Below are 24,393 nucleotides of genomic sequence, written 5' to 3'. Positions count from 1 at the left end.
CGTATTTTTTCATAAAAAAAATCTCTTTCCGCAGATGGAAAGAGATTCATATATAGGCGCGCTCTGTTACAGGCAGACGCCGGTATAAACCTTGCTTTCCTATCTTTCAAGCTGACGCTTGCTGGAATTGGCACAATAATGTTGCCGAGGTTTCATAGGGCCAGTCCCTCCACCTCTCTGGATAGAAAATGTTGAGTATGTAATTTTCAGAATGAAGAATACGTTTATCATAAAGAAGTCTCAGATTGATGTCAATCTCTTTTTTCAGAATTGACGTTATCATCCGAAATGTTATAATTCTTACAAAATATCTAACTAGAGAGAGGAACTGGGCCATGAAATCTTTTGCCACACAACAAAACGGCATTTTCAAATCCGTTTGCTCGCTGGACTGCCCGGATCAGTGCGGATTGTTAATACATAAAAAAGACGGGAAAATCGTAAAAATGCAAGGAGACCCTGATCATCCTGTCACAGCCGGAAACATATGCAACAAAGTCCGGAATATGACGGAGCGCATATATGATGAAAAGCGGCTGACTACACCGCTCAAACGAACAGGTGCGAAAGGCCAAGCGATATTTGAACCGATTTCCTGGGAAGAGGCAATCGATACGATCACCTCCCGCTGGAAACAGCTGATTGATGCAGAGGGAGCTGAAAGCATACTTCCTTACAGCTTTTACGGAAATATGGGGAAATTGACAGCTGAAGGAATGGACCGCCGCTTTTTTTACCGCATGGGGTCAAGCCAGCTTGAACGGACGATTTGCAGCAAAGCGGGATCTGAAGGCTATAAATATACAATGGGCATAAGCGCGGGAATCGATCCTGAGGAAACCGTTCATACAAAACTATTTATTTTTTGGGGAATCAACGCGGTCAGCACAAATATGCACCAAATTACGATCGCCCAAAAAGCGCGAAAACAAGGTGCCAAAATTGTCGTGATCGATGTGCATAAAAATCAAACAGGACGTCTTGCAGATTGGTTTATCCCAATAAAACCGGGAACCGACAGTGCACTTGCTCTTGGCATCATGCACATTTTATTTAAAGAAAACCTTCATGATGAAGCATTTCTGTCCGAGTACACGGTTGGCTATGAAGAGCTCCGTGAACACGTGAAACAATATGATCCTGAAAAGGTATCGACGATCACCGGTGTCAGTACCGAAGATATTTACCGACTGGCAAAAATGTACGGGAAAACCTCCCCTTCTTTTATCAGAATCGGAAACGGACCCCAGCATCACGATAACGGCGGGATGATTGTAAGGACGATTGCCTGTCTTCCGGCGATTACCGGCCAATGGCTGCACACAGGGGGCGGCGCAATTAAGCATAACAGCGGAATTTTAGAATATAACACAAATGCCTTGCAGCGGCCCGACTTATTGAAAGGGCGCACCCCGAGGTCGTTTAATATGAATCAGCTTGGCAGGGTGCTTTTGGAAACAGACCCGCCGATTCGCTCTCTATTTATTTACGGAACGAACCCTGCCGTCGTCGCGCCCGAAGCAAACAAAGTCAGACATGGATTACTGCGGGAAGACTTGTTTACTGTGGTTCATGATTTGTTTTTAACGGAAACGGCTGCATATGCGGACATTGTACTGCCTGCAACATCCGCTTTTGAAAATACTGATTTTTACACCTCCTACTGGCACCATTACATTCAGCTTCAGCAGCCGGTGATTGAGAGATATGGGGAAAGCAAGTCTAACACTGAGGTTTTCCGATTACTGGCTGAAGCCATGGGATTCACAGACCAGGAGCTTAAAGATTCAGATGAAGAATTAATCCGCCAGGCGCTTGACCATCCAGATAATCCACATTTGGCAGAGATTGATTACGATGCACTTGCTAAGCATTCATTTATGAAAGCGAAACGCGAAAAGCGACTGTTTCCGGGCGAACTTCCAACGCCAAGCGGAAAAATAGAATTATATTCAGAACAAATGAAACAAGACGGCTTCCCTGCTTTACCGACATATACACCTCTTGTAACCGATAATGAACATCCGTTTATGTATGTTCCGGGGCCAAACCATAATTTCTTAAACTCAACATTTTCCAATAATGAAAAACACATCAAGCTTGAAAAGACGCCAAAGCTCTTTATCAACACAAAAGATGCTGAAGAGCTCGGAATCGTTGATGGGGCACCTGTACGAATTTGGAACAGCCGGGGAGAATGCCAGCTGACCGCTGCAGTTGGAGAACAAGTGCTGCCAGGTGTCGTTGTCAGCCAAGGATTATGGGCGGATGAACAAGGAAAAAAACAGCTTGTAAACGCGCTAACCCCAGACCGATTGTCCGATATGGGCGGCGGCGCCACCTTTTTTTCAGGACGCGTGCAGATTGAAAAGGTTTGAAAAAATAATGAAACCCCTAGTATGCCAAGCCCGTATAACATAACATCGACATAATGGAGGCATACACATGGACGTTTTTTTAGGAATTGGTATTGCTTTGGCTGGATATTTTATCGGTGAAGGCTTAAAGCAGATGAACCATCCAAAAGCATATGAAAAAAGTGATACCTTGCTTATAAAAGAACGAGATATTTACTTTTACATCGGACATTTTTTAGGAATAACGACAACTGAGGCAAAACAGTTAGCCGGAGACATGACAGACCTGCCTTACATTAAAATCAACGGGAAAAAGTATGTGCAAAAACAAAGTTTAATAGAATGGATATTTGCATTAGTCAAAAAGCAACAGGATGAAGTTAGTATTAAGAAAAACGGGATTTGCTAGTTGTTTAATGGAAAACATTTGAAAGTAAAGGCTTGCTTCAAAAGCAACGCCTTTTTAATCATAATAAAAGAGAGCGTTTACATATTTATTTCTCCTTTGCCCGATGATGCTTTTCGAACACCTTGATTGCTTCTAAAGTCGTTTTCAAGCTCTTCTAGAGTACGACCTTTTGTTTCCGGCAGATACTTTTTCACGTAAAGAATCGCAGAAGCCCCCAGAACAACGAAGACGAAGAACGTTGACGACATCCCCAATTGATCTAGTAACACAGGAAACGTTAAGCCGATAAGAAAATTCATCATCCAAAGGAAAAACACTGAAATCCCCATTCCGAGCCCTCGCAATCTGAGCGGGAATATTTCTGAAATCATGAGCCACGTAACCACGGATACCGCTGACTGCTGAAAAGCCAGGAACGTAATTGTCAGGCCAATCACGATAAACGGCAGCACGGGAGTTCCTTGAAGTGTGATGGAACAAATCGCTATAAGCAAAATAGAAGCTGTTGTGCCTGCAAGTCCTGTAAGGAGAAGAGGCCGCCTCCCGACTTTACCTACAATCCAGATGCCGAATGTACAGGCTATCACTGAAATAACGCCATTTCCAATGTTTGCGACAAGTGCTGCGTCTCTGGCAAAACCAGCTTTCTGCAAAATTTGCGTGCCATAGAACATAATGGAGTTAACACCGGTTATTTGCTGCACTACAGCGATTCCTATTCCAAGACCTACAAGTCGGCGAATCCATGGGACTGACAAGTCTTTCAGTGTCGCCCGATTTATTTCAGTCTCTCGATTGATTGAAGCTTTGATTTCAGTCAGCTCAGCTTTGGCACAATTTTCTTCCCTTACATACTTAAGAACTCTGAACGCCTCCCCCACCTTCCCTTTCGATGCCAGCCAGCGCGGGCTCTCTGGTACAATAAGCATCCCGAACCACAGAAAAATGGCCGGCAGTGTTGCCAAGATAAGCATAAATCGCCAAACGTGCGCATATTCACCCATTGATGTACCAATGACTGCATTACATGTAAATGCAAGAAGCTGACCTAAAATAATCATCAGATCGTTCTGAGTAATTGTTTTGCCCCGCTGTTCCGCTGGCGACATTTCAGCTAAAAAGGCCGGTACCGTGACAGATGCTGCCCCTACTGCAAGACCAAGTAAACTTCGGCAGATTATCATAACAGATGTGTTTGGTGCGAACGAACAACCAATCGTAGCAATTAAAAACAAGAAAGCTAGATTTAAGATGGTTTTCCGCCTGCCAATACGATCTGCTAACCGTCCTCCAGCCAGGGAGCCAAATGCGGCTCCGAAAAGGAGGGAACTTGTGATGAGACCTTCGGTGAAGGGAGTTAGATCAAGCTGATCTCTTTGTGCCATAAAAGGCAACGCTCCATTGATTACTCCAGTGTCATAACCAAAGAGAAGGCCTCCGAATGTAGAAATGATGGTAATCTTGCGGAAAAATTTTTTATGTTTACACGAGGTATTTCCGCCTGCAGTATCCATTTTTTCACGCTGGTCCATTTTTCTCCTCCTTTTAAAAGGACTTACAATCGCTACATGTTATTGATAGTCCACCCATACTGCGCCTTTATCCGCGGATCGAACGCAGTTTTCCACCCAGCGTACACCTCCCACACCCGCTTCAATTCCTGGATACCACATGTGCTCCAATTCTTTCCCTCGATCAGCAGCTTCCATAGCAACAGCGAATCGGGAATAAAGATTCGACCACGCTTCAAATAGACCTTCTGGATGGCCGCCTCCAATACGGTCATCTTGTAATGCTTCTGGGTATAAATATCCCATTCCGCGCTCTAAAATCTGTACAGGTTTTCCCTGTATTTCAAAACGCAGCTGGTTAGGCTGTTCATCCCACCATTCAATACTTGCTTTGGAACCGATCACACGAATTTTCTGGCCATGCATTGATCCGGCATTTACACATGAAGACCACACCGTGCCGACCGCCCCATTATCGTATTCCATAATCGTATAAGCATTATCTTCAAGAGGCGCTCTGCTTTTTACAAAGCTCTGGCGAGTACATAACAGTTTGTTTATTTTCAGTTCCGGAATCATGATTTCCGATAAAAATAACGGATGAGTTCCTAAATCTCCTAACACGTAGCTCGGACCGGCAAATTTCGGGTCTACACGCCATTTCGTGCTTGGATTATTCATTTCTACAGGATCTGAGTGAAAACCATGTGCAAATTGCATATTAATAATTCTGATGTCACCCAACTCTCCATTTGCGATCATCTGGCGCGCCTGTTCAATCATTTGATGCCCAGAATAACCATATGTAATGCCGACAACTCTGTTCTTTTTCTTTGCCAAATTCTCAAGCTCTTTTGCTTCTTCAAACGTGAAACAAAGAGGCTTTTCACATACAACATGCAAACCGACATTCAGGGCCGCCTTACAAATTTCATAATGAGTGCCGTTTGGAGTTGCGATAGAAACAGCTTCAATACCGTCTTCTCGTTTTGCTTCTTCTTCAAACATTTGCTGGAAATCCAAGTAGCAGCGTTCCGGAGTAACATGAAGATTCATCCCAAAATCTTTTCCCCGTTCCGGATTGATGTCAAATGCCCCTGCAACCAACTGAAAGTGATGATCACGCAAGGCAGCCGAGCGATGAATGTATCCAATTTGACTTCCCCGGCCGCCTCCTACCATTGCCCAGCGTATCGGTCTATCTACCTTTTTTTCACCATTAATCATTTTTGATTCCTCCCTCACTAGTAACCAACATTTTTTAAATAGGCAAGGCTTTGACTGACATCTCTTAAACTAGTATCAGAGTTTCTCGGATCACGTTCTTGCTCAATCGTAATATAGCCGTGATAGTGAATGTCTTTTAGCAACTTGTAAATCGCTTCATAATCAATAATTCCTTGGCCTATCGGACACATGACTCCCTTTGCGCAAGCATCAAAAAAGCGGATATGCTCACCCATTACTTGTTGATAAACATGTTCATCAATGTCTTTAAAATGGATATAGTCTACACGGTCCGCATAGTCCCGCAGCCATTGTTCCGGATCCATCTTTGAATAATATAAATGTCCTGTATCAAGACAAAGCCCCGCAATATCGTATGGTATATCTTTTAGTAATTGCTGAATCTCATCCTCGAATTCAATATATCCCCCTGCATGAGGATGGATGACGGCTCGTACGCCATATTGCTTCCACGCCCGTTCCGCAATTGTCCGAATATGAGACATCATACGGTTCCATTCCTTTTTAGATAACCGTTTCGCTTGATCAGGACGCCCCGCCTTATAATCTCTTTCGTCATGCCCCCAGTCAATCAGGACCAAATAAGGAGGTGAAAAGCGAAAGCGCTCCTCTTTATCCTGAAAAGAGAAAGGTAGTTTTGTAATCAGAGAACAAATCTCATCAACTTGCTCCAGCAAATTTCCTAAGTGCGACTCTGATACTAAATCATCAAAAATCGTACCGGCAATAATGGATAAATTGTTTTTCAAAAGCTCTGCTTGGACACGTTCGATATCCATCGGAATATAGCCGTATGGACCTAACTCAATCCCTTTATAACCAGCTTGTGATGCTTCTTGCAGCACTCTCTCCCATGGAGGAAGATAAGGATTTTTCGGATCGTCAACGCCCCAGCAGCACGGCGCGCCAGCAATGTGAATACTCATCCAAGACACCTCTAATCAAATGAATTATGAATCGCAACCAAAAAATAAAGCGCTTTCTTTTAACTGGATTTAAAAGTACGTTTATTTCGGTTCTCCGAGTTGATCTTCTCTTCTTAATCGTGCACTTTATCTAAAACCGGAAACAAATCATATAAAGCGCTTTACACTCCGTTTTTAAAAGCAAATAGATTTCTTTTTTACTAATTATATCCCTGCATATAGAAAGCGCTTTATATTTTGTGAGTTGATTGTATAATATTCAATATATTTTGTAAACGTTTTTTTGAAATTCCTTTCAGAAAATAATCAACAATATACCAATATATATACACCTTCCACTTTAAAAAAGGATATTCCGACCTATCAATGTTGTTTTTTGAGTTTTTCTTGCTTCCCTTTTGTCATTCTATGGTGAAACACAAAAAAGCAGCGGGGACTTTCCAGCTGCTAAACAAATATTATTGATTTGGAACACACGTCTTTAATGAAAACGGCTTGTTGATTTTCGGACAATTAATTTCGGCAATACTAAAATTTTTTGTTTTTCAGAGGCTTTTCCTTCTATTTCATCAATTAGTAAATCCACTGCCTGTGAACACATGCTTTGCACAGGCACTTCAACTGTTGTCAAAGGGGGATCACTACTTTTTGATATCAGTGTATTATCAAAGCCTGTGATAGAAAGTTCTTCAGGAACCAACACATGTTCCTCCCTTGCTGCAAGGAGCGCACCAATTGCTAAGATATCATTACAACAAATCATAGCTGTGGGCGGATTTGAAGATTGTAATAATGAAGAGGCCAAAGACTGTGCAGACTCGGCCGTTGAATCTGTTACAACAATCAGATCTTCGTGAATATCAAGATCAGACTCTTGTAATGCCTGTGAATATCCGCGAATTCGTTCTCTGCTGCTTGAATTGTCTTCTGCAATCACCGCAATCCTTGAGTGGCCAAGCGAAATTAAATATGCTGTTAATTCATACCCTCCCAAGAAATTATCAACTGTAACCGTTGTAAGAGATGAGTATGGCTGTGATTCCGAAAGAAGGATAACAGGAATGTTATCGCTGATTAACTCATGAATAACCTGTTTATTCCTAAACCCCCCAGCTAAAATAAACCCGTCAACACGCTTCTGCCTTAATAATGAGACGTATCTCTCTTCCTTCTCTGACTTGAAATCCGTACTGCAAATGACGACATTGAATCCATATTCGTGTGCCCGATCCTCTACTCTCCGTGCCATTTCTGCAATCAGAGGATTAGCTATGTCCGGTAAAAGAAATCCTATTGTCGAAGTCCGTTTCCCTGTTAATGCTGAAGCGAGCACACTTGGTTTATAATTCAGCTCTTGCATGGCATCTAGCACTTTTTGTTTCGATTTCATCCCGACCGGCTGATGATTGATCACTTTTGAAACTGTTGAAATGGACACGCCGGCTTTTTCTGCAACATCGTAGATTGTAGTTTTCATTTTGCTAAAAACCTCTTTCTCCATACAAGTAACCAGCTAAAAAATGCACGATTTGGAAAGCGCTCTATATAGGCTATTGTAAAGATAACTGTGAAGATTTCAATAATCTTTTTTAACTTTATGAAGCATTGCAATATCTTGTCCAGCCCCTATCTAACCCATTAACGGATAAAGACACATTAAGCAAATAATATCGCTGCTAATCCTCTCAATCAAAACACCATTTTCTATTTTAAGTAAACTTGCAAAGATACATGACGATTGATGTAAGACCAAACGGTGTTTTCAATTTTGAGGTTCTGGCTGAATGTTTCGATTCATACCTGTTTTGAGTGTAATAAAGCAGACAGCTGCGCTGAGTTAAGCTCAACTTCTTCAATCTGTTCGTTTTTTTGAAACACAAATACAACCTTTATCGAATCTCCATTTTTCACCAGACTCATCTCCCATATCTCCCCTTTATGATAAGAAAGAATGTTACTCACCTTAACAAATTTGTTCCCAGTTCTATACAGCCTCTTCATATACGCAATATACTAACAAAAGGTTTCAAAAATCAAATGCACGCCTGGCATAACTGGCTCTTTTCCTAATGGGGAAGAGTCAACGAAAAAAAGCGAATGAATACCTGCCTAACAGACAGAATAAGAAGAGTTGATATTCAACACTTTTCGTAAAGGAGTGAAACCAATGAGTAAAAAGGGAATTCAAAATTCAAGTATTGAACAAATAAGAAATGACCATGAGACTGAAACAGCTTTTAAAGCAGATGATCCTAAAAAACATGGTTCTGATCCTAAAAGAACGAAATAAGTTCTTACCCCCACTAAAATATCAATAATCTGGAGGAAGTAAAGTGACTCAAAAAAACGGTGCAGACAGACCTGATGATTATAAAAGATTTTCTTCATTAGACAAGGAATATGATTTTCAGCAATCTATAAGCAGCAATACTGAGACAGAAAGTGTAAACACTGAAACACAAACTCATAACAAAGAAAACAAAAATGACACAACAGATGTAGCCGGGAAATACTTTGAGCCCTCAGATTATAAAGGAAGCACGCAATTGGAAAAAGGATTGGCTGAAACTCATGAACAGGTGAGCGATGACTATTTTGAAGGAACGATCGATCAAAATTTGGACTAGCCATACAAACGGAGCTAACTTAAAAGAAGTCAGTTAGCTCCGTTTGTAGAAACAACCACAGTAAAAGTAGCCAACCCCCACCGAATAAGATGGGGGTTGCACGTAAGTAGCCTGTTTAATATTTAAAACGATTAATGACGGTTTGAAGCTCTTCTGCCAACTGAGATAGAGATTCTGCGGCATAGGAGATTTCCTCCATTGAATGTAGCTGTTCCTCTGATGATTTTGCAACCGCTTCTGTATTTGCTGACGTTTCTTTTGTACCAGCAGCCAATGTATGAACTGTGTGCTGAATCACTTCAACGCCTGAAGTAAGCTGTTGAGTTGCTGCTGCAACTTCTTGTATTTGAGAAGTGACCTGTTCCACCAGGTTCAGTATTTCATTGAAATTTCCTGTTGTCTCTTGAGAAAGAACAATACCTGAGCTCACATTTTCTTGAACAACTTTAATATTATTTACCGTTTCTATCGATTCGTTTTGGATGGTCGCTACCACCGATTGGATGTGGTTTGCTGATTTATTTGTTTCATCCGCTAATTTCCGAACTTCTTCAGCCACCACGGCAAATCCTTTTCCTTGCTCTCCGGCTCTGGCCGCCTCGATCGCTGCGTTTAGGGCCAGCAAATTGGTCTGCTCTGAAATCGTCGTGATAAGCGAGGAAATATCACTGATTTCTGCTGTGCTCGCTACCAATGCCTGTAATCCATTGCCGGCTGAATCTACAGATTTATCAATGAATTTCATCTGATCTAACATCTTGTTGACGGACTTAGAGCCTATTTCAGCCTTGTCTCTCATCGAAGAAGAGAGATCCGCTATGTTCCCTGTATTTGAAGCAACAGATGATATACTGTCTAATAATTCAGTAATGGATTCCGCACTCTTTTCTGTCATTGAGCTTTGTTTCACATTGCTTTCGGCAGCCATCTGCATGGCTCGGGAAATATGTTCAGATGTTGATTTTGATTCTTCTGCGCTTGCCGATAATTCTTCGGAGGAAGCGGCGACTTGTTCAGATGAACTGCTGATTTGCTTCACAATTTGAGATAATGAATGAGTAAAAGAATTAAAAGATTTGGCAAGCTGGCCAAATTCATCTTTATTTTTCACTATGACTTTTTTGGTTAAATCAGCCTCGCCATGAGCAATTTCCTCTAGCTGCTTATTTATGCTTCTTAGTGGCACCATAATGGACTTTAACAGCATTATGCTTAGAACAATGCCTAACATTACTGATATCCCTGTGACAATGATAATGAGCGATTGACTCATTTTCCCATTGCCCCGTATTTCATCCTTTAGATCCTCTACCTCTTGATCCAGGCGATCAGACAGCTTATTGACAGCCGGATCTACGACTTCTTTTCTTAATGTTCTTTCTTCTCCAAAATGGATGGTTTCTGCTTTTTTAGGATTTGAAGAGTAGGCTGTTACTACCTGCTGATTCAAAGCTCTATACTGAGTAAAACTTGTCTTAATGTCTTCAATATTGGATTGATACTTCTCTTCATCAATCAAGTCATTAACCCGGTCAAGGCTCTTTAAGACATCGTCTGCTTTTTCCTTCATACCCTCGTCGTATTCTTTGTCTCCGGTAATCAAGAAGCCTCTTTCATCATTTGATAACCCGGTCAATTCATATTGGATGTGTTTTATCTCTTTTTGGAATTCCATTTTGTCTTTAAGTTCTTCATTCTTTTTCACAGTAGAAGAAATCATAAATACTGAGGAGCCTCCAATTCCAATAATTGAAACAACTAATATTGATATAATCCCCAGCAATTTTGTTTTCACTTTCATGTGTCGTTTTCCCTTTCCGCACAATGTAATGGCTGAAATAAAATATGTTCAAGCGCGTTTGAATCCAATTCGCTTACGCTCATGTCCATAATATCGACACGTGTTATCAAGTTTTATAGTGCTATTTTCATATGAATAAGCAAATTCTTTACGGCTCTAAATCTTCAGAAAGGCTTCACGAAAAATTGACTGTCTTTTGTCGTATAAGTCACTCTTATTCTCATTTTCTATTAGGCATACAAAAAAGGCTTTTCCCACCTCAAATTGGCTGAACCGGCTGTTTTCTCGAAAATATAATACAATACGCAGCATAATATGAAGGAGCGAAACTTAAATGGGGATCATCAATGGTAAAGAATTCATTGACCGATTGAATAAACTAGAAAACGAAATATGGTATGATGGCGAAAAAATAAAGGGTAACATTTCTGAGCATCCTGCATTTAAAGGAATAATCAAAACAAAAAGCTCACTTTATGAATTGCAAACAAAGGATGAGTTAATACATGAAATGACTTATTGCCTTCCTGGAGATCATAATCGAATCGGCCTTTCCTATCTCCAGCCTAAAACCAAAAATGATTTGAAAAAAAGAAGGACCATGATTGAACATTGGGCTAGACATACTCACGGAATGATGGGGAGAAGTCCGGATTACATGAATACGGTTATGATGAGCTTTGCTTCGTCAGCGGAGCTTCTAAAAGATAAAGAGAATTGCTTTCCTGAACATATACTAGATATGTATGAACAAGCTGCTAAGCATGACCTTTCTTTTACCCATACATTCATTACTCCGCAAGTGAACCGGTCACAGTCCTATTTTGGGCTAAGTGAAAAACCGATATCTGCTAAAGTCATTGATAGAACCGAAAAAGGTTTAATGATTCATGGCGCACGACTGCTTGCAACACAAGGCGGATTGACCGATGAAATCTTGGTTTTTTCAGCGCCTAAATTTTTCTTTGAAACAGATGAAGCTTATGCTTTTTCAATCCCTTCTAATACAAAAGGCGTAAAATTCATCACAAGAGAATCATTTGTATTAAGCGACTCTTCCTTTAATCATCCCTTAAGCTCAAGGTATGAAGAAATGGATTCAATTGTGGTTTTTGATCATGTGTTAGTGCCGTGGAATCGTGTGTTTTTTTACGATAATGTGGAAGCAGCTAAAGATTTTATGACAAAAAGCTCTTTTCATGCCTTTACCTTTCACCAGGTTGTCATTAGGCAAATGATAAAAATTGAATTTCTATTAGGTGTTGCACAGCTTCTTGTCGACACCATTAATGTTTCCGAATATCAGCACATCCAAGAAAAGCTCTCAGAAATCATTGTGGGATTGGAAACAATCAAAGCCCTCATTGACAAATCGGAAAATGATGCTCAGTTAGATGAATTCGGCTATATGCGCCCCTGTTTAATTCCTCTTCAAGTCATCAGTACGATCATTCCTAAGCTATATCCTCGATTTACTGAAATCATACAATTAATTGGAGCTAGCGGAATGGTGACACTGCCTACCGAAAATGCATTTGACTCAGAGATACGGGAAGATCTTGACCAATATCTTCAAGCAACCAATACAAATGCTGAAGAACGTGTGAAAATTTTCCGTTTGGCATGGGATTTAACAATGAGTTCATTCGGAACTAGACAAACTCACTATGAAAGATACTTTTTCGGAGATCCTATTCGGATTTCAAGCAGGCTGTATACCAGTTATCCAAAGCAGGAGCAGTTGAACATGATTAAAACATTTTTACATGCAGATGCAGAACAATGAAAAAACAGCGGGAAAAGATCCGCTGTTTCGTATTTTTTATTCAGGAAACTGAACATGGCCCGGTACAGTATAGGCTTTGGACGTTCCGCTTTCAGGCAGCTTTGGAATGGTGTCTTTCACAACTTTTCCGCGGATGTCAGTCATTCTGACTTTGAGAGAGCCTGTACCTAAATTCGTACTCACAAAATGGTTATAGTCCATTTTCTCCATGTTGATCCACTTACCATCCTTTTCATATTCCATTTTCATAACAGGATACTTGTGATTTCTGACTTGGATTGCTGCCCACCACCTGCTGCTGCCTTCTTTGATCCGGTAGGTGAAATTGCCGGTGATTGGGGCTTTGACAACACGCCATTTAATATTGATTTTTCCGTCTTTCATATTGCCGATTTTACGGAAGGCATTAGGTGACAGATCAAGAGCTCCCCGAGCGCCTTCGGGATAAAGATCAGTAACATATACGGTTGTTTTCCCTTTTGGCCCTTCAACTTCCAAATAAGAGCCGGCAAGTGCTGCTTTTACTCCTCCGTAATTGAGATCCGCCGGATTTATTGCAGTAATCTCCATATCGGAAGGAATGGGATCCAGCAGGAAAGCTCCTCCTGAATAACCTGACCCTGTATACGTTGCATAACCTTCATGCAGGTCGTCATATGCTGCCGAAGCTTGCGGGGAAAAACAGAAGATCGTCAACAAAACCATACCAACAAATGCACTCATGATCTTTTTCATATTTGGTCCTCCTCAAACCAGACTTCAAATGAGAATCATTATCATTATAAGACTCAATCCATCTGGTTTGAAAGAGGAAATAGATTCATAGATGATTTTAAGGCAAATTCACTATCATTCATATATCAAATGTAGGTACTTATGAAAAAGCCAATACAAATGAACGAATGTGCACTTCAGCCGAATGTCTTATTTTCCCCTCTCAAAATTCGCACTTCAATAACGAAATGAAACAGGCTGTTGGCCTGATACCAGCTATACAGGAAAAGCTATTTTTCCCCGCTCAGTTTCAACTTAGCTGTCATCATGATGCCAAAGATCAGCACAATCGGAACCCAAATAATGAAGTGATAAAAATCAGGCTCAGCCAGAGCAACAATAATAGCCCCTACACAATACAAAATAATAGCCAGTGCTCTTAACACAGTATCTCTTAAGAAAGTCTTCTTTTGCTTCTTAAAAAACAAACGGCCGGATATATCCTCTAAAAGAGAAGCCAAAGTGCCGGTCAACACAGTTGAAGAAATACCTGCAATCCCCAGTTTTTTTGCTGCTGTAGTTTGAATCCCCATAGAAATGCTCATGAGTATAATCAGAATGTGCACAGGAACAAATGCCCGGTAAAAAGAAAGACAAGCAAAGACAAACAAAATGAATGCTTCAAGTGCGAGGGCTTTTGTCACAGCAGAAGGCCAAAGGGTATTTTCCGCCTTTCCGACCATCAATGTAGCAATGATCACGCCGCATATAAATCCGATTAGCGCAGTCAAGGAATTAAAAACAGTGACCTGAATGGATTTGCCTATAGCTAACCCCAATAATACAATGTTTCCAGTCATATTAGCTGTGAACACATGTCCCAGGCTTAAATACCCGATTACATCCACGATTCCAGCTGTTAAACATAAAAGTGATAGCAAGGTGTTTCGATAAGCTGCTGCAGTCAACGGTGTATCAATCCTTTCTTCTATTTCAATTGTTAGTATGTCTTTTGGCGCAATCTCTATTTTTTAAGTAACCCAACATTAATTAGGAAGATAGAACCTATCATTCCTTTCCATTAACTGTAATAATAATCCCGCAAGGAAATGATTAAAATTGAAAGGAAGCATATTGTGATGAAACGACTTTGTTTATGGTTCACCGTCTTTAGCTTGTTTTTGGTTCTCTTGCCTGGAAAAGCATTAGGTGCAGTCGATTTTCCGAATACCTCAACAAATGGCCTTTTAGGTTTTGCCGGAAATGCCAAAAATGAAAAAGGCATCTCTAAAACGGGCACAACGGGTGGAAAAAACGGGCAGATTGTTTACATTCAAAGCGTAAATGATTTAAAAACCCATCTAGGAGGATCCACTCCGAAAATTTTAGTGCTTCAAAATGATCTTTCCGCATCTGCGAAAACAACAGTTACCATTGGCTCAAATAAAACACTCGTGGGCTCTTACGCGAAAAAAACGCTGAAAAATATTTATTTAACAACTTCATCAGCTTCTGGAAATGTCATTTTTCAAAATTTAACGTTTGAACACAGTCCGCAGATTAACGGAAATAATGATATCCAGCTTTATTTAGATTCCGGTATGAACTATTGGATTGATCACGTCACATTCTCAGGTCATAGCTATAATGCAAGCGGAAGCGATTTGGATAAACTCGTGTATATCGGAAAATCCGCAGATTATATCACGATCAGCAACTCAAAATTTGCGAATCATAAATACGGTTTGATTTTAGGATACCCGGATGATTCTCAGCATCAATATGACGGCTACCCCCACATGACAATCGCCAATAATTATTTTGAGAACTTGTATGTTAGAGGCCCAGGTCTGATGAGATACGGTTACTTTCATGTTAAAAACAATTACAGCAATAATTTTAACCAGGCGATTACAATTGCTACAAAAGCAAAAATATATTCCGAATATAATTACTTTGGGAAAGGCAGTGAAAAAGGCGGCATCCTTGACGACAAGGGCACTGGTTATTTCAAAGACATAGGCAGCTATCCATCACTCAACAAGCAAACCTCTCCGCTGACTTCTTGGAATCCCGGTTCAAACTATAGCTATCGTGTCCAAACGCCGGAATATACAAAAGAATTTGTCACGAAATATGCCGGATCACAAAGTACAACTCTGGTATTTGGCTACTGATATAAAAGAGGCCATGCGTTAAAAACGCTGTGCCTCTTTTTATACTATAGGCTATTTTTAAGCGATCCTTGTAATTCCATCAAGATCCAGCGTCGGTCAAACTAAAAAGCATATGTTCTATTCCACAATAACTTCTTAACTGGCTTTCTTATTATACCAGTTTATCGCAAGTGAAAAGAAATCATTGTTCTGGACCTGTATTAAATGAACGTTCGTCCCACAAACTATTCAAAAACCCCTAAAAAGGATGATGGATATGTGCGGCAGGTTTACTTTGTACTCTGCATTTGATGATATTATTGACCAATTTGACATCGATCAATTTTTTCCTAAAGGTGAATACCAGCCAAGCTATAATGTCGCACCATCACAAAACATCCTTGCAATCATCAATGATGGATCAAATAATCGCTTAGGCAAGCTTAGATGGGGACTTATTCCACCTTGGGCAAAAGATGAAAAGATCGGTTATAAAATGATCAATGCTCGAGCCGAAACAATTACCGAGAAACCGGCCTTTCGAAGACCGCTTGTCAGCAAACGCTGCATCATACCAGCAGACAGTTTTTATGAATGGAAACGGCTTGATTCCAAAACCAAAATCCCAATGCGGATCAAATTGAAATCATCTGCTCTTTTTGCGTTTGCTGGCTTATATGAAAAGTGGAGCACACATCAAGGATACCCTCTTTATACCTGCACTATCATAACAACTGAGCCTAATGAGTTCATGAAAGATATACACGACCGAATGCCGGTTATATTGGCCCATGATCATGAAAAGGAGTGGCTTAACCCCAAAAATACAAGCCCTGATTATCTGCAAAGTTTGCTGCTGCCTTATGATGCTGATGACATGGAAGCATACCAGGTTTCATCATTAGTAAATTCACCCAAAAATAATTCAGCTGAGCTTCTTGATGCAGAAAATCATATGTAGTGATTGAAATTCTCTAGCAAGAACTTGTCAAATAGCTTTGTTCCTTAGGTGCCAATCCCTCTAGTAATTATGAATATTTAGTACATAGATCAATTAGTTATTTTAGCATCAGTTTGAAATAATTTTATTATGTAAACTTAAATAAGCATGTTATCCCTTTCATATAAAATAGTTTACATTTTTATAAAATCGCTTCACTTTTCTATTTTGTCAGTAAAAAAACTGAACCACATTAAACTTATGAAACCTGCCGCACCTGTGATTGCAAATATGATATAAGCCCATAGAGGTAAATCCATACACTTTCCCTCCTAAGAATTAAATGAAATTTCTTTCATCTTACATGAAGGTCTTCTTTCTTTTGTTTATCCAGTGTAATACTTAATAATATGTTGATGAATGCAGCTGGAAAATATATAAATCCCACTCCAAGAATGCCTAGTATCGTACTTAAACTTACTATGTAATTCTTTGTCATCGTTTGACTATCAATCAATATTAGAAGTGAAATCAATCCAGCTAAAACACCTATAAACCAAGCATCGCCAAACAGCATAAGAATCATCCAGCATCCCTAACCATCGCCCCAATATAGAGCTCCCAATGGCAGTCAAACTGGATAAAAATATGAGTGCTTTCATTTCTTGTCCTCCTTTAAAGCCAATCAAACTGATAGAAATCGGCCATTGAATTCCCATTATCGAATGGTTATCATTTCCACATTAACATTTTAAAGCTCATTACAATACGATTCAAGCAGAAAAACCCTACATAACGTATATATAGGGATTTAATAAAACACAGGCCAAAATTCAGCTCTAGTTACTTTAAGACCACTGTGTGATCGGTTCAGTCTTTACGTACCGGGATATTTCACAACAGGCACTTTCTTCTTACGCAGAGAATCAAGCATGACTGATCCAGCATTCAAGTTGCTTTGCACTAATTCTTTAGGCGTCAATGCCATCCACTGATTGAGTGACACATCTGCATAACGGTCACTTTTGAACATTTCTAAAAACCATAATGTTTCTGTACCAGTGTTTTGTATATAGTGTCCAGCATTAGAAGGCACGTATCCAACGTCGCCTGCTCTATAATCAAATGTGCGGGCAGTCCCATTTCCGATAAATACCGTCATTCGTCCCTGTCCTGTTAGATAATATTGCCACTCATCGCTATTGGGATGCCAATGAAGCTCTCTCATCGCGCCAGGCTCAATCTGAACAAGTGCAGCGGCTATCGTTTTTGAAATTGGGAAGTTAGAAGAATCCACAATTCGTACACTCCCCCCTGGCATTTGAATTGGGGGTTGATTTAACAACTCGTGTTTAAAGGTCATGGGGACTTTTCCATATGGTGACTGAATGTCTTCACTGGCGACTGATCCCGGCACATTCCCTTGGTAGATATAGACTTGCTCAGACGGAAGAGAGTTAAAAGCATTCACCGGGACACCGAAATTTGCAGACAGAACGTCTTTTGGTGTGTGTGCAAGCCAATCTGAAATGGTTAACGTTGAAAACTCAGAAAAGTTTCCATCATCGAATACGAGCAGAAACTCGCAGTGTTCCAATCCCTGTATGGAATGCGGAATTCCTGCTGGGAAGTACCAAAGGTCGCCGGGACCAACATCAGCAATGAAATTTCGTCCGTCTTGGTCAACAGCGGTGATACGTGCCCGTCCCAAAAGCATATAAGCCCACTCCGCTTGCTTATGCCAATGAAGCTCACGGACGCCTCCCGCAGTTAAGCTCATGTTTACACCTGCAATCGCAGTTGAAATCGGAAGCTGTCTTACGGTGATTTCTCTTGACCAGCCGCCATGATCTAATTTCATAGGAGCGTCTGAGAATGAAAATCTCAAGTTAGGAATCATACCCTCATCTGTAACAGGCGGAACAAGTATATTCGGATTTTGAATATCCCGCATTATATTTCGCGGGCCTGCATCAATAGCTCCAGCTCCATCACTTCGAATAGGCTGCGGCACGTTTCTGTCTTCATGATTGATTGGTTGTTGTTCCAACAGCATGCACCTCGTTTTAGAAATGAACAAGATTTTATTTCAGCCTATGCAGAATCTTAGATTGCTGTGCCTAGGAATCCGCAAATAAAAAAGTGACCACCAATGTGATCACAAATACATCAAATAAGCTATTTTTTATACCATGGCTTCTTATGTAATTTGATTTCTTCTGTCTGTTTTTTCTGGCCTGTCTTCCACTCCACTTTCACTAATACATCATGTCCTATCACTTCATCTTCAGGCATATAATCAAAGGTGGCAATATGGTCCTCATGCGTCCCCCACCTGGCATTTCATCACCTGTGTATTCTGACAAATCATAATTTTCCCTGTCATCATACATTTTACCATCTATGTATAAGGTGATTTTTTCTATGACAGTCCTCTTTTCGTCCTTCTTACTCCCCTGCCAATATAGATTTAGAAAATAATTAGGTCCAATTGAAGTTTTGTCTGATTTTTCAAGGTTAGACATCCACAGTCCGCTTTTCCCGCTGCCCTCATATTTCACTTTGTTTCCTGATACCATTACAAATAATGTGATGATGCAGATGATCAAGAATCCAGCAATGATCAATAGCCATTTCTTAATATTGTTCTTTTTTCTCATGCTTTTCCCCACTTCCCTAACTCGTTAGTAGGAAAATATGATCAAAATGTTACTAAAAAGAAAATTAAAAACTTCGAATTTAAATTAAAGCTCTTTCAGAGACAAAATTTAACCGTATATCACGCCTTACATACAATTTTGTTTTAAAATGGGCTTTTTATTTTGAAAAATCAAGCTAACAAGAGTTTATTAAGTAATTTTTCAAATTTATTTATACTCATGATCTCGTGAGTCACAAATCTCCCATCAAAAAAAACGCTAAAAGTTGTCCAAATAGCTGGTGACTTTTGTTCCTCTTCTTTCGATGATAACTGAATTGACTGAAATTGAACTGTGAAAATTTCGAAATTAAAGATTTTTAATAATGAAACGGGCTGCACTTGTTTAGGTGTCACTGTCATTATCAGTAAAATGTTACGCTGAAATGCGCAGTCAGTCACAAAGTCTCTATTCGTATTCCATAAAGACTTTGTGATCATCGACAAACATTTCACTCCCATCGGATAAGTGTATCCAAAAAGCCTCCTCTGGTTCTTCTCTATAGTCATAAATCACAGTCACTTTGACATTTGACTCAGCTACAATTGGTTTTCCAACAATTATCCTCGTTTTTTCCTCAGGCAAAGTAAGAGATCGAATCATCAAAGCCATTCTATCTTTACTGTCTAATTAACGCCATCTTCAGTGAATTTAAAGGTCTGTTTTAAATTGCGTCCTTCTTGCCCCTTCTGTGTCCAAATTATAACAACTTCTAATTCAGAGGCTTTATCTGCCAGCATAAAATGATTGAACTTCAGCGGTGAGCCATCATTTAAACTTTCAGCTAACATTTTAGAATCTTCTTTTGGTTTGACACAATTTGCATCGGGACATCCAAAAAGTGAAAACCTTGTGATTGAATCAGGGTCATTTCTATACAATTGCACATCCACTGTAGCTGCTTTTTCCCCTATATTTTTGACTTCCAAGGAATATACTTGATATTCTCCTTTTTGAGGTCTCGCAAATTCCTTTACATTTTTTGCTTCACTTACTTTTACTGACCACTGGTCTGTTTTTTGTGTAATAGGCAACACCGTAAAAGTCAGGGCATGCGCTTTTGATTGGCAAAACGTAAATCCAACTGCTGTAAAAACAATTACAGAAAATAATACCCTTTTCACTTCATTTATCCCTCCTTCCTTTCACTGGCTGCTCCTTAAAGAATTGATTTTGAGCAATCTACAAGCTCTCTTAACCAAAACCTTACCTGAGGTTTTGTCTTTTACTGCTCTGCATTTATTTCTTTCGGTATCCGAGATGGAGCCTTGGGGATTTTTCTCAATTTGCTGTTTATCACATCAGAAGAGTATAGCGTAATAATCATACTTCCCCCATACCTTTTTGCCCGAATTAAGATTGGTTGGTTATATTGGTTTTGAAAGCGAAAGTCAGGACCTCCCCAGCTTACCGTCGCATCCCGTCCGGGCGGTACATATGGTACACTTCTAGTATGAGAATAGCGCTGAACGATCTGCAGTCCTGCACGATCAACGGCATTAAATAGAGTTGAGGACACCTGACAAATTCCTCCTCCTACACCTTCAGACAACTCCCCTTTTACAATAATGGGTGCACTTTTATATCCTTTGTTCCGAGTTCTCATTCCCACAACTTGGTTAAACGAAAACGTCTCATTAGGGAAAACAACGTGATTGTCGATTGCTTTTGCAGAAAGAGAAATATTGTGTGAACGACTTTTATTGCTTGAGTTAAAATACGTCACGTACTGACCAAGCTGCTGCGTACTGATGTGAGCTAGCAGCTCGCTGTCAACTTTCGGATAAATGTTCATTTCTGGCACTTCTATCTTGGAGGGACCTTGGCCATAAAAATACGCATAAAACTTTTCCATAAACGCCTGTTGATACAGTTTGTAGCCAACCCTGCCCGGGACGATGCTTCCATGATCGTTAAGGACAGCATTTATCGGCTCACGGTACACTTTCTGATCAAGCTGTTTGATGAATTTACTGTATTTTTCATAGTCAACCATTGGAGTGCCGGGAAGAGGCATTGTAAAGTCTTCACGGTTAACAGTGGCAATCGTCCGTCCTTGCTGTGTGACCGTTAAACTGTCCTGCGGCTCACTCGGCTGAGCCAATAAAAAAAGACCAGTGATCAAAATTTGTATCATAAGTCGGTTTACCTCCCGATCATTAGTATGAACAGCCGCTTATCCTTTGATGTATTTCTTCCCATCGTTTGTTTGAATCTTTAGACGTTGATAAAAGCCTTCATAAAAGAGCTTAGCTTTATGTTCACACCGATCCCTGAGTTCACTGAGGTACACGGTTCATTCAGTCGGCAAAGTTTAAAATAGTTGAGCATCTCCAGTGATGAGGGATGCTTTTTTGTCTTGTCAAAAATGAAAAGGGTCTCCTATAACAACAACAAATCAATCCATTTCAATATTTTTTTATTGAGAAACGATAACTTTTTTGTTATATTCAATTAGACAACAAATAAATGAGGTGCTTGTTATGAATCGAATGTCGACAATTTTTTTAAAGATAGCTTTGGTTCTTATTGGAATTCCAATTCTTGCTTTATGCATTTTTTTAGTGCCTAAGATAGCCAACTATTCAGCAGAATTATTTCCAAATATCGCTTATATAAAATATCTCGTTTTCATCTATTTGTATGTAACGGCGATACCTTTTTACTTTGCTCTTTATCAAGCGTTCAAACTTTTAAGCTATATTGACAAAAACAAAGCTTTCTCGGGTTTGTCTGTAAGAGCTTTGAAGAATATAAAATACTGCGCAGTCACTATCAGTATCTTTTACGCAGCAGGCATGCCTGTCTTTTATCTGATGGCCGAGATAGACGACGCCCCGGGTATCATTGTGATCGGATTGGTTATTATTTTTGCTTCAATGGTGATTGCGGTCTTTGCTGCTGTTCTTCAAAAACTGTTAAAAGAAGCGATAGATATAAAATCAGAAAATGACTTAACGGTCTGAGGTGATGACATGGCGATTATTATCAACATTGATGTGATGCTTGCTAAGAGGAAAATGAGCGTAACAGAGCTTTCAGAGAGAGTTGGCATCACCATGGCTAATCTTTCGATATTGAAAAACGGAAAAGCAAAGGCTATTCGATTATCAACTTTAGAAGCGATTTGCAAGGCTTTAGAATGTCAGCCCGGGGATATATTGGAATACCGAAGTGATGAAGACACACAGGATTCGCAAAAAAATATGTAAGATCAACAGAAAAATAAAGTGATTGGCGGTGAGCTTTTGGACATAAACTTATATCCATCTAGCTGCTATACTAAGCGTCCCTTCCATACACGAAGAACACAACTATGGAGGAGGCATACATCATGAGAGCAATAAAACAAATCGTTCATTTTGGCTGGGAACAAGCCCTTTCATGTTTGTTTCCTGCCGTTATTTTTGCCTCTTTGGCTATTACGCAAATCATCCCACTGCCCTTCTTGCCGCGATATGACTGGCTGCTCATTATCTGCGTTCTCATGCAATTGTGGATGGTGCGTTCCGGTCTTGAAACACGGGATGAATTAAAAGTGATCACATTATTCCACCTTATTGGGCTTGCTCTGGAACTTTTTAAAGTCCATATGGGCTCCTGGTCTTATCCAGAAGAAGGATACTCCAAAATATTTGGAGTACCTTTGTATAGCGGCTTTATGTACGCAAGTGTAGCCAGTTATTTGTGCCAGGCATGGAGAAGGCTTAAGGTTGAACTGGTTAAGTGGCCGCCTTTTTTTGCAGTTGTTCCGCTTGCCGCAGCGATTTATTTGAATTTTTTCACCCACCATTTTTCTATAGACTTTCGATGGTGGTTATCTGGGCTTGTCATCATTGTCTTTTGGCAAACATGGGTTACATACGAGGTGAATGGAGCTCGTTACCGTATGCCGCTCGCACTTTCTTTTGTACTCATCGGATTTTTTATATGGATAGCGGAAAATATCGCTACGTTTTTTGGAGCTTGGAAATATCCAAACCAAATCGATACATGGAGTCTCGTACACCTTGGAAAGGTAAGTTCATGGCTCTTGCTAGTGATTGTTAGCTTTCTTATAGTAGCATCATTAAAACAAGTTAAGGAGCAGAGTCCCACAAAGGCAGAGATGGATGAATCTTTTTCTTAGCATACGCATACAAGGTCCCAAATAGAGTGAAAAGCAACGTTCAAATGGTTGCTTTTTTCTTTTATGTAACTCTGCCGGTGAGTATTCATCTTCTTCAAATTTCATCGCAACACGATAACTGATTCAGATTACAACTGCTTTCAACACTTTGACAAACTCATGCGCCGCCGGCGTTATCTCTTCAAATGAATGTACGATGACGCCAATATCGCGTGTAACCCTAGGAAAGATGTCCTTTTTAATCAATTGATGCGGGACGGATGAAAGTGTAAAGTTTGAAATGATGCCGATACCCAAGTTATTTTTGACCATATTAATCAAGGTTTCGGCATTTTGCACAGTTAAGTTTTCCTTTAATTCGATGTTGTATTGCGAAAATGCGTTTGACATCGCGATTTCATGACCGCCTTTACAAAAAATGAGGTCATCTTGATATGTTTCAAGGTCGACATGCTTTTCAAGTTTTAATTCGTCACGCTGCGGCGGGATGACGGCCACCATATAGTCGTTACACAATAGCTGATTTTCAAACGGTTCAAATGGAGATGCTGCGATCCCGATATCAACCGTCCGATCTTCAACCCATCCTTTTATTTGGTCAGAGGTTCCTTCGATCAATTCTATGCGGATCAGCGGGTAGTTTGATCTGAATGCCGCAATCGCCTGTGGCATGATATTTGTTGAAACTGCAGGAAATGAACCAATTTTCACCTTCCCGTTTAACAGCTTGTTTTCCCGGTTGGCTACTTGATATATTTTGCTTTCAATTCCCTTCATTTGCCTCGCCAGCAGCAATATTTCTTTTCCGATGTCAGTCAGCATTAAACCATGATGTTTATCCCTGATCAATAATTTGAGCTGCAGTGAGCTCTCCAGGTTTTTTATCGCTTTACTTACCGCCGGCTGAGAGATGAACAATTCTTTTGCCGCTTCTGTAATATTTAATTTCTCCCCGACTTTTACAAATATGTGAAGATGGTTCATGTTCATAACCATTTGGTTATACCCCCAATAATAAAAATGTATTTCAGTTATACATAAATGTAACATATGATAGAAACCAGCACGATATTTTAACAAGAAAGGCGGC

The 24,393-nt window shown here is 40.0% G+C and carries 21 protein-coding genes, 5 pseudogenes and 1 riboswitch; of the genes and pseudogenes, 10 read left to right on the top strand and 16 right to left on the bottom strand.

Annotation, left to right across the window (positions count from 1 at the left end; genetic code table 11):
- Positions 1 to 96: 96 nt before the first annotated feature.
- Positions 97 to 188, bottom strand: a riboswitch (SAM riboswitch).
- Between the two features lie 147 nt (positions 189 to 335).
- Both M1D94_RS11330 and M1D94_RS11325 read left to right on the top strand, forming a co-directional pair.
- Positions 336 to 2,378: a molybdopterin oxidoreductase family protein gene (locus M1D94_RS11330; RefSeq protein ID WP_282627229.1), complete on the top strand. Its 2,043-nt coding sequence runs from the start codon at positions 336 to 338 to the stop codon at positions 2,376 to 2,378.
- Between the two features lie 67 nt (positions 2,379 to 2,445).
- A complete protein-coding gene (locus tag M1D94_RS11325; RefSeq protein WP_003241898.1) occupies positions 2,446 to 2,766 on the top strand; it encodes a hypothetical protein in 321 nt (106 codons plus the stop codon).
- Between the two features lie 77 nt (positions 2,767 to 2,843).
- Here the strand turns inward: M1D94_RS11325 and M1D94_RS11320 are convergent, their stop codons facing one another.
- The 5 genes from M1D94_RS11320 to M1D94_RS11300 all read right to left on the bottom strand — a co-directional run bounded on the left by M1D94_RS11320 (position 2,844) and on the right by M1D94_RS11300 (position 8,371).
- A complete protein-coding gene (locus M1D94_RS11320; protein ID WP_077671326.1) occupies positions 2,844 to 4,298 on the bottom strand; it encodes a sugar porter family MFS transporter in 1,455 nt (484 codons plus the stop codon).
- A 39-nt stretch (positions 4,299 to 4,337) separates the two neighbouring features.
- Positions 4,338 to 5,504, bottom strand: coding sequence for a Gfo/Idh/MocA family protein (locus M1D94_RS11315; RefSeq protein WP_038829982.1), 1,167 nt, complete (start codon positions 5,502 to 5,504; stop codon positions 4,338 to 4,340).
- 17 nt (positions 5,505 to 5,521) lie between these two features.
- Positions 5,522 to 6,451, bottom strand: coding sequence for a sugar phosphate isomerase/epimerase family protein (locus M1D94_RS11310; protein WP_038829981.1), 930 nt, complete (start codon positions 6,449 to 6,451; stop codon positions 5,522 to 5,524).
- Between the two features lie 481 nt (positions 6,452 to 6,932).
- Positions 6,933 to 7,928 (bottom strand): LacI family DNA-binding transcriptional regulator, encoded by a 996-nt coding sequence (locus M1D94_RS11305; protein WP_046160535.1) that lies wholly within the window; start codon positions 7,926 to 7,928, stop codon positions 6,933 to 6,935.
- Positions 7,929 to 8,245: 317 nt separating this feature from the next.
- Positions 8,246 to 8,371 carry a hypothetical protein gene (locus M1D94_RS11300; RefSeq protein WP_257475318.1) on the bottom strand — a complete coding sequence of 42 codons (126 nt, stop codon included), beginning with the start codon at positions 8,369 to 8,371 and terminating at the stop codon, positions 8,246 to 8,248.
- 247 nt (positions 8,372 to 8,618) lie between these two features.
- Between M1D94_RS11300 and M1D94_RS11295 the strand changes: the two genes are divergently transcribed.
- Together M1D94_RS11295 and M1D94_RS11290 are read left to right on the top strand one after the other, a co-directional pair.
- Positions 8,619 to 8,741, top strand: coding sequence for a hypothetical protein (locus tag M1D94_RS11295; RefSeq protein ID WP_003241887.1), 123 nt, complete (start codon positions 8,619 to 8,621; stop codon positions 8,739 to 8,741).
- 43 nt (positions 8,742 to 8,784) lie between these two features.
- Entirely contained in the window at positions 8,785 to 9,078 is a 294-nt protein-coding gene (locus M1D94_RS11290) for a YozQ family protein (protein WP_014477001.1), read from the top strand.
- Positions 9,079 to 9,193: 115 nt separating this feature from the next.
- Here the strand turns inward: M1D94_RS11290 and M1D94_RS11285 are convergent, their stop codons facing one another.
- On the bottom strand, positions 9,194 to 10,879 hold the full coding sequence (locus tag M1D94_RS11285) for a methyl-accepting chemotaxis protein (RefSeq protein ID WP_064911703.1): 1,686 nt from the start codon (positions 10,877 to 10,879) through the stop codon (positions 9,194 to 9,196).
- 334 nt (positions 10,880 to 11,213) lie between these two features.
- Between M1D94_RS11285 and hpaB the strand changes: the two genes are divergently transcribed.
- Positions 11,214 to 12,665: a 4-hydroxyphenylacetate 3-monooxygenase, oxygenase component gene (hpaB, locus tag M1D94_RS11280; RefSeq protein WP_015714054.1), complete on the top strand. Its 1,452-nt coding sequence runs from the start codon at positions 11,214 to 11,216 to the stop codon at positions 12,663 to 12,665.
- Between the two features lie 36 nt (positions 12,666 to 12,701).
- On the opposite strand, the gene exlX is transcribed toward hpaB, so the two are convergent.
- Both exlX and M1D94_RS11270 read right to left on the bottom strand, forming a co-directional pair.
- Positions 12,702 to 13,400: an expansin ExlX gene (gene exlX, locus M1D94_RS11275; RefSeq protein WP_003231419.1), complete on the bottom strand. Its 699-nt coding sequence runs from the start codon at positions 13,398 to 13,400 to the stop codon at positions 12,702 to 12,704.
- A 269-nt stretch (positions 13,401 to 13,669) separates the two neighbouring features.
- The gene (locus M1D94_RS11270; protein ID WP_004399503.1) at positions 13,670 to 14,347 is read right to left on the bottom strand and encodes a YoaK family protein; all 678 of its coding nucleotides are present in this window, start codon (positions 14,345 to 14,347) and stop codon (positions 13,670 to 13,672) included.
- Between the two features lie 171 nt (positions 14,348 to 14,518).
- Between M1D94_RS11270 and M1D94_RS11265 the strand changes: the two genes are divergently transcribed.
- Both M1D94_RS11265 and M1D94_RS11260 read left to right on the top strand, forming a co-directional pair.
- Entirely contained in the window at positions 14,519 to 15,556 is a 1,038-nt protein-coding gene (locus M1D94_RS11265) for a polysaccharide lyase family 1 protein (RefSeq protein WP_004399365.1), read from the top strand.
- A 256-nt stretch (positions 15,557 to 15,812) separates the two neighbouring features.
- Positions 15,813 to 16,496: an SOS response-associated peptidase gene (locus M1D94_RS11260; protein ID WP_004399422.1), complete on the top strand. Its 684-nt coding sequence runs from the start codon at positions 15,813 to 15,815 to the stop codon at positions 16,494 to 16,496.
- A gap of 334 nt (positions 16,497 to 16,830) precedes the next feature.
- Here M1D94_RS11260 and M1D94_RS11255 read toward each other — a convergent pair.
- The 7 genes and pseudogenes from M1D94_RS11255 to M1D94_RS11225 form a co-directional block, all read right to left on the bottom strand.
- Positions 16,831 to 17,137 (bottom strand): annotated as a pseudogene (locus M1D94_RS11255) (hypothetical protein).
- A gap of 215 nt (positions 17,138 to 17,352) precedes the next feature.
- On the bottom strand, positions 17,353 to 18,531 hold the full coding sequence (oxdD, locus tag M1D94_RS11250; RefSeq protein ID WP_038829977.1) for an oxalate decarboxylase: 1,179 nt from the start codon (positions 18,529 to 18,531) through the stop codon (positions 17,353 to 17,355).
- Between the two features lie 122 nt (positions 18,532 to 18,653).
- A pseudogene (locus tag M1D94_RS11245) lies at positions 18,654 to 19,135 on the bottom strand (DUF4944 domain-containing protein).
- A 170-nt stretch (positions 19,136 to 19,305) separates the two neighbouring features.
- Positions 19,306 to 19,467: pseudogene (locus tag M1D94_RS11240) on the bottom strand (YoaP domain-containing protein); the annotation flags it as partial.
- Positions 19,462 to 19,696 (bottom strand): annotated as a pseudogene (locus M1D94_RS11235) (hypothetical protein); the annotation flags it as partial. The pseudogenes M1D94_RS11240 and M1D94_RS11235, both read right to left, overlap by 6 nt.
- A gap of 104 nt (positions 19,697 to 19,800) precedes the next feature.
- Positions 19,801 to 20,298, bottom strand: coding sequence for a hypothetical protein (locus tag M1D94_RS11230; RefSeq protein WP_072175723.1), 498 nt, complete (start codon positions 20,296 to 20,298; stop codon positions 19,801 to 19,803).
- Between the two features lie 101 nt (positions 20,299 to 20,399).
- Positions 20,400 to 21,311 (bottom strand): VanW family protein, encoded by a 912-nt coding sequence (locus M1D94_RS11225; protein ID WP_015714063.1) that lies wholly within the window; start codon positions 21,309 to 21,311, stop codon positions 20,400 to 20,402.
- A gap of 346 nt (positions 21,312 to 21,657) precedes the next feature.
- Here M1D94_RS11225 and M1D94_RS11220 point away from each other — a divergent pair, with 346 nt between their 5' ends.
- From M1D94_RS11220 to M1D94_RS11210, 3 genes and pseudogenes are all read left to right on the top strand, one after another.
- The gene (locus M1D94_RS11220; RefSeq protein ID WP_015251949.1) at positions 21,658 to 22,140 is read left to right on the top strand and encodes a DUF2975 domain-containing protein; all 483 of its coding nucleotides are present in this window, start codon (positions 21,658 to 21,660) and stop codon (positions 22,138 to 22,140) included.
- 9 nt (positions 22,141 to 22,149) lie between these two features.
- Positions 22,150 to 22,403: pseudogene (locus M1D94_RS11215) on the top strand (helix-turn-helix domain-containing protein).
- A 105-nt stretch (positions 22,404 to 22,508) separates the two neighbouring features.
- Entirely contained in the window at positions 22,509 to 23,303 is a 795-nt protein-coding gene (locus M1D94_RS11210; RefSeq protein ID WP_049141152.1) for a DUF817 domain-containing protein, read from the top strand.
- Between the two features lie 123 nt (positions 23,304 to 23,426).
- Here M1D94_RS11210 and M1D94_RS11205 read toward each other — a convergent pair whose 3' ends face one another.
- Positions 23,427 to 24,299, bottom strand: coding sequence for a LysR family transcriptional regulator (locus M1D94_RS11205; RefSeq protein ID WP_021481419.1), 873 nt, complete (start codon positions 24,297 to 24,299; stop codon positions 23,427 to 23,429).
- Positions 24,300 to 24,393 lie beyond the last annotated feature (94 nt).

The sequence above is a fragment of the Bacillus sp. JZ109 genome (assembly GCF_053903135.1).
The sequence above is the reverse complement of the archived record's forward strand: the minus strand, read 5'-3'. Positions and strand labels throughout refer to the sequence as shown.

Coding starts and splice junctions, on each gene's coding strand:
- M1D94_RS11330 (WP_282627229.1), top strand. CDS start 336: ATGAAATCTTTTGCCACACAACAAAACGGCATTTTCAAATCCGTTTGC.
- M1D94_RS11325 (WP_003241898.1), top strand. CDS start 2,446: ATGGACGTTTTTTTAGGAATTGGTATTGCTTTGGCTGGATATTTTATC.
- M1D94_RS11320 (WP_077671326.1), bottom strand. CDS start 4,298: ATGGACCAGCGTGAAAAAATGGATACTGCAGGCGGAAATACCTCGTGT.
- M1D94_RS11315 (WP_038829982.1), bottom strand. CDS start 5,504: ATGATTAATGGTGAAAAAAAGGTAGATAGACCGATACGCTGGGCAATG.
- M1D94_RS11310 (WP_038829981.1), bottom strand. CDS start 6,451: ATGAGTATTCACATTGCTGGCGCGCCGTGCTGCTGGGGCGTTGACGAT.
- M1D94_RS11305 (WP_046160535.1), bottom strand. CDS start 7,928: ATGAAAACTACAATCTACGATGTTGCAGAAAAAGCCGGCGTGTCCATT.
- M1D94_RS11300 (WP_257475318.1), bottom strand. CDS start 8,371: ATGAGTCTGGTGAAAAATGGAGATTCGATAAAGGTTGTATTTGTGTTT.
- M1D94_RS11295 (WP_003241887.1), top strand. CDS start 8,619: ATGAGTAAAAAGGGAATTCAAAATTCAAGTATTGAACAAATAAGAAAT.
- M1D94_RS11285 (WP_064911703.1), bottom strand. CDS start 10,879: ATGAAAGTGAAAACAAAATTGCTGGGGATTATATCAATATTAGTTGTT.
- hpaB (WP_015714054.1), top strand. CDS start 11,214: ATGGGGATCATCAATGGTAAAGAATTCATTGACCGATTGAATAAACTA.
- exlX (WP_003231419.1), bottom strand. CDS start 13,400: ATGAAAAAGATCATGAGTGCATTTGTTGGTATGGTTTTGTTGACGATC.
- M1D94_RS11265 (WP_004399365.1), top strand. CDS start 14,519: ATGAAACGACTTTGTTTATGGTTCACCGTCTTTAGCTTGTTTTTGGTT.
- M1D94_RS11260 (WP_004399422.1), top strand. CDS start 15,813: ATGTGCGGCAGGTTTACTTTGTACTCTGCATTTGATGATATTATTGAC.
- oxdD (WP_038829977.1), bottom strand. CDS start 18,531: ATGCTGTTGGAACAACAACCAATCAATCATGAAGACAGAAACGTGCCG.
- M1D94_RS11225 (WP_015714063.1), bottom strand. CDS start 21,311: ATGATACAAATTTTGATCACTGGTCTTTTTTTATTGGCTCAGCCGAGT.
- M1D94_RS11220 (WP_015251949.1), top strand. CDS start 21,658: ATGAATCGAATGTCGACAATTTTTTTAAAGATAGCTTTGGTTCTTATT.
- M1D94_RS11210 (WP_049141152.1), top strand. CDS start 22,509: ATGAGAGCAATAAAACAAATCGTTCATTTTGGCTGGGAACAAGCCCTT.
- M1D94_RS11205 (WP_021481419.1), bottom strand. CDS start 24,299: ATGGTTATGAACATGAACCATCTTCACATATTTGTAAAAGTCGGGGAG.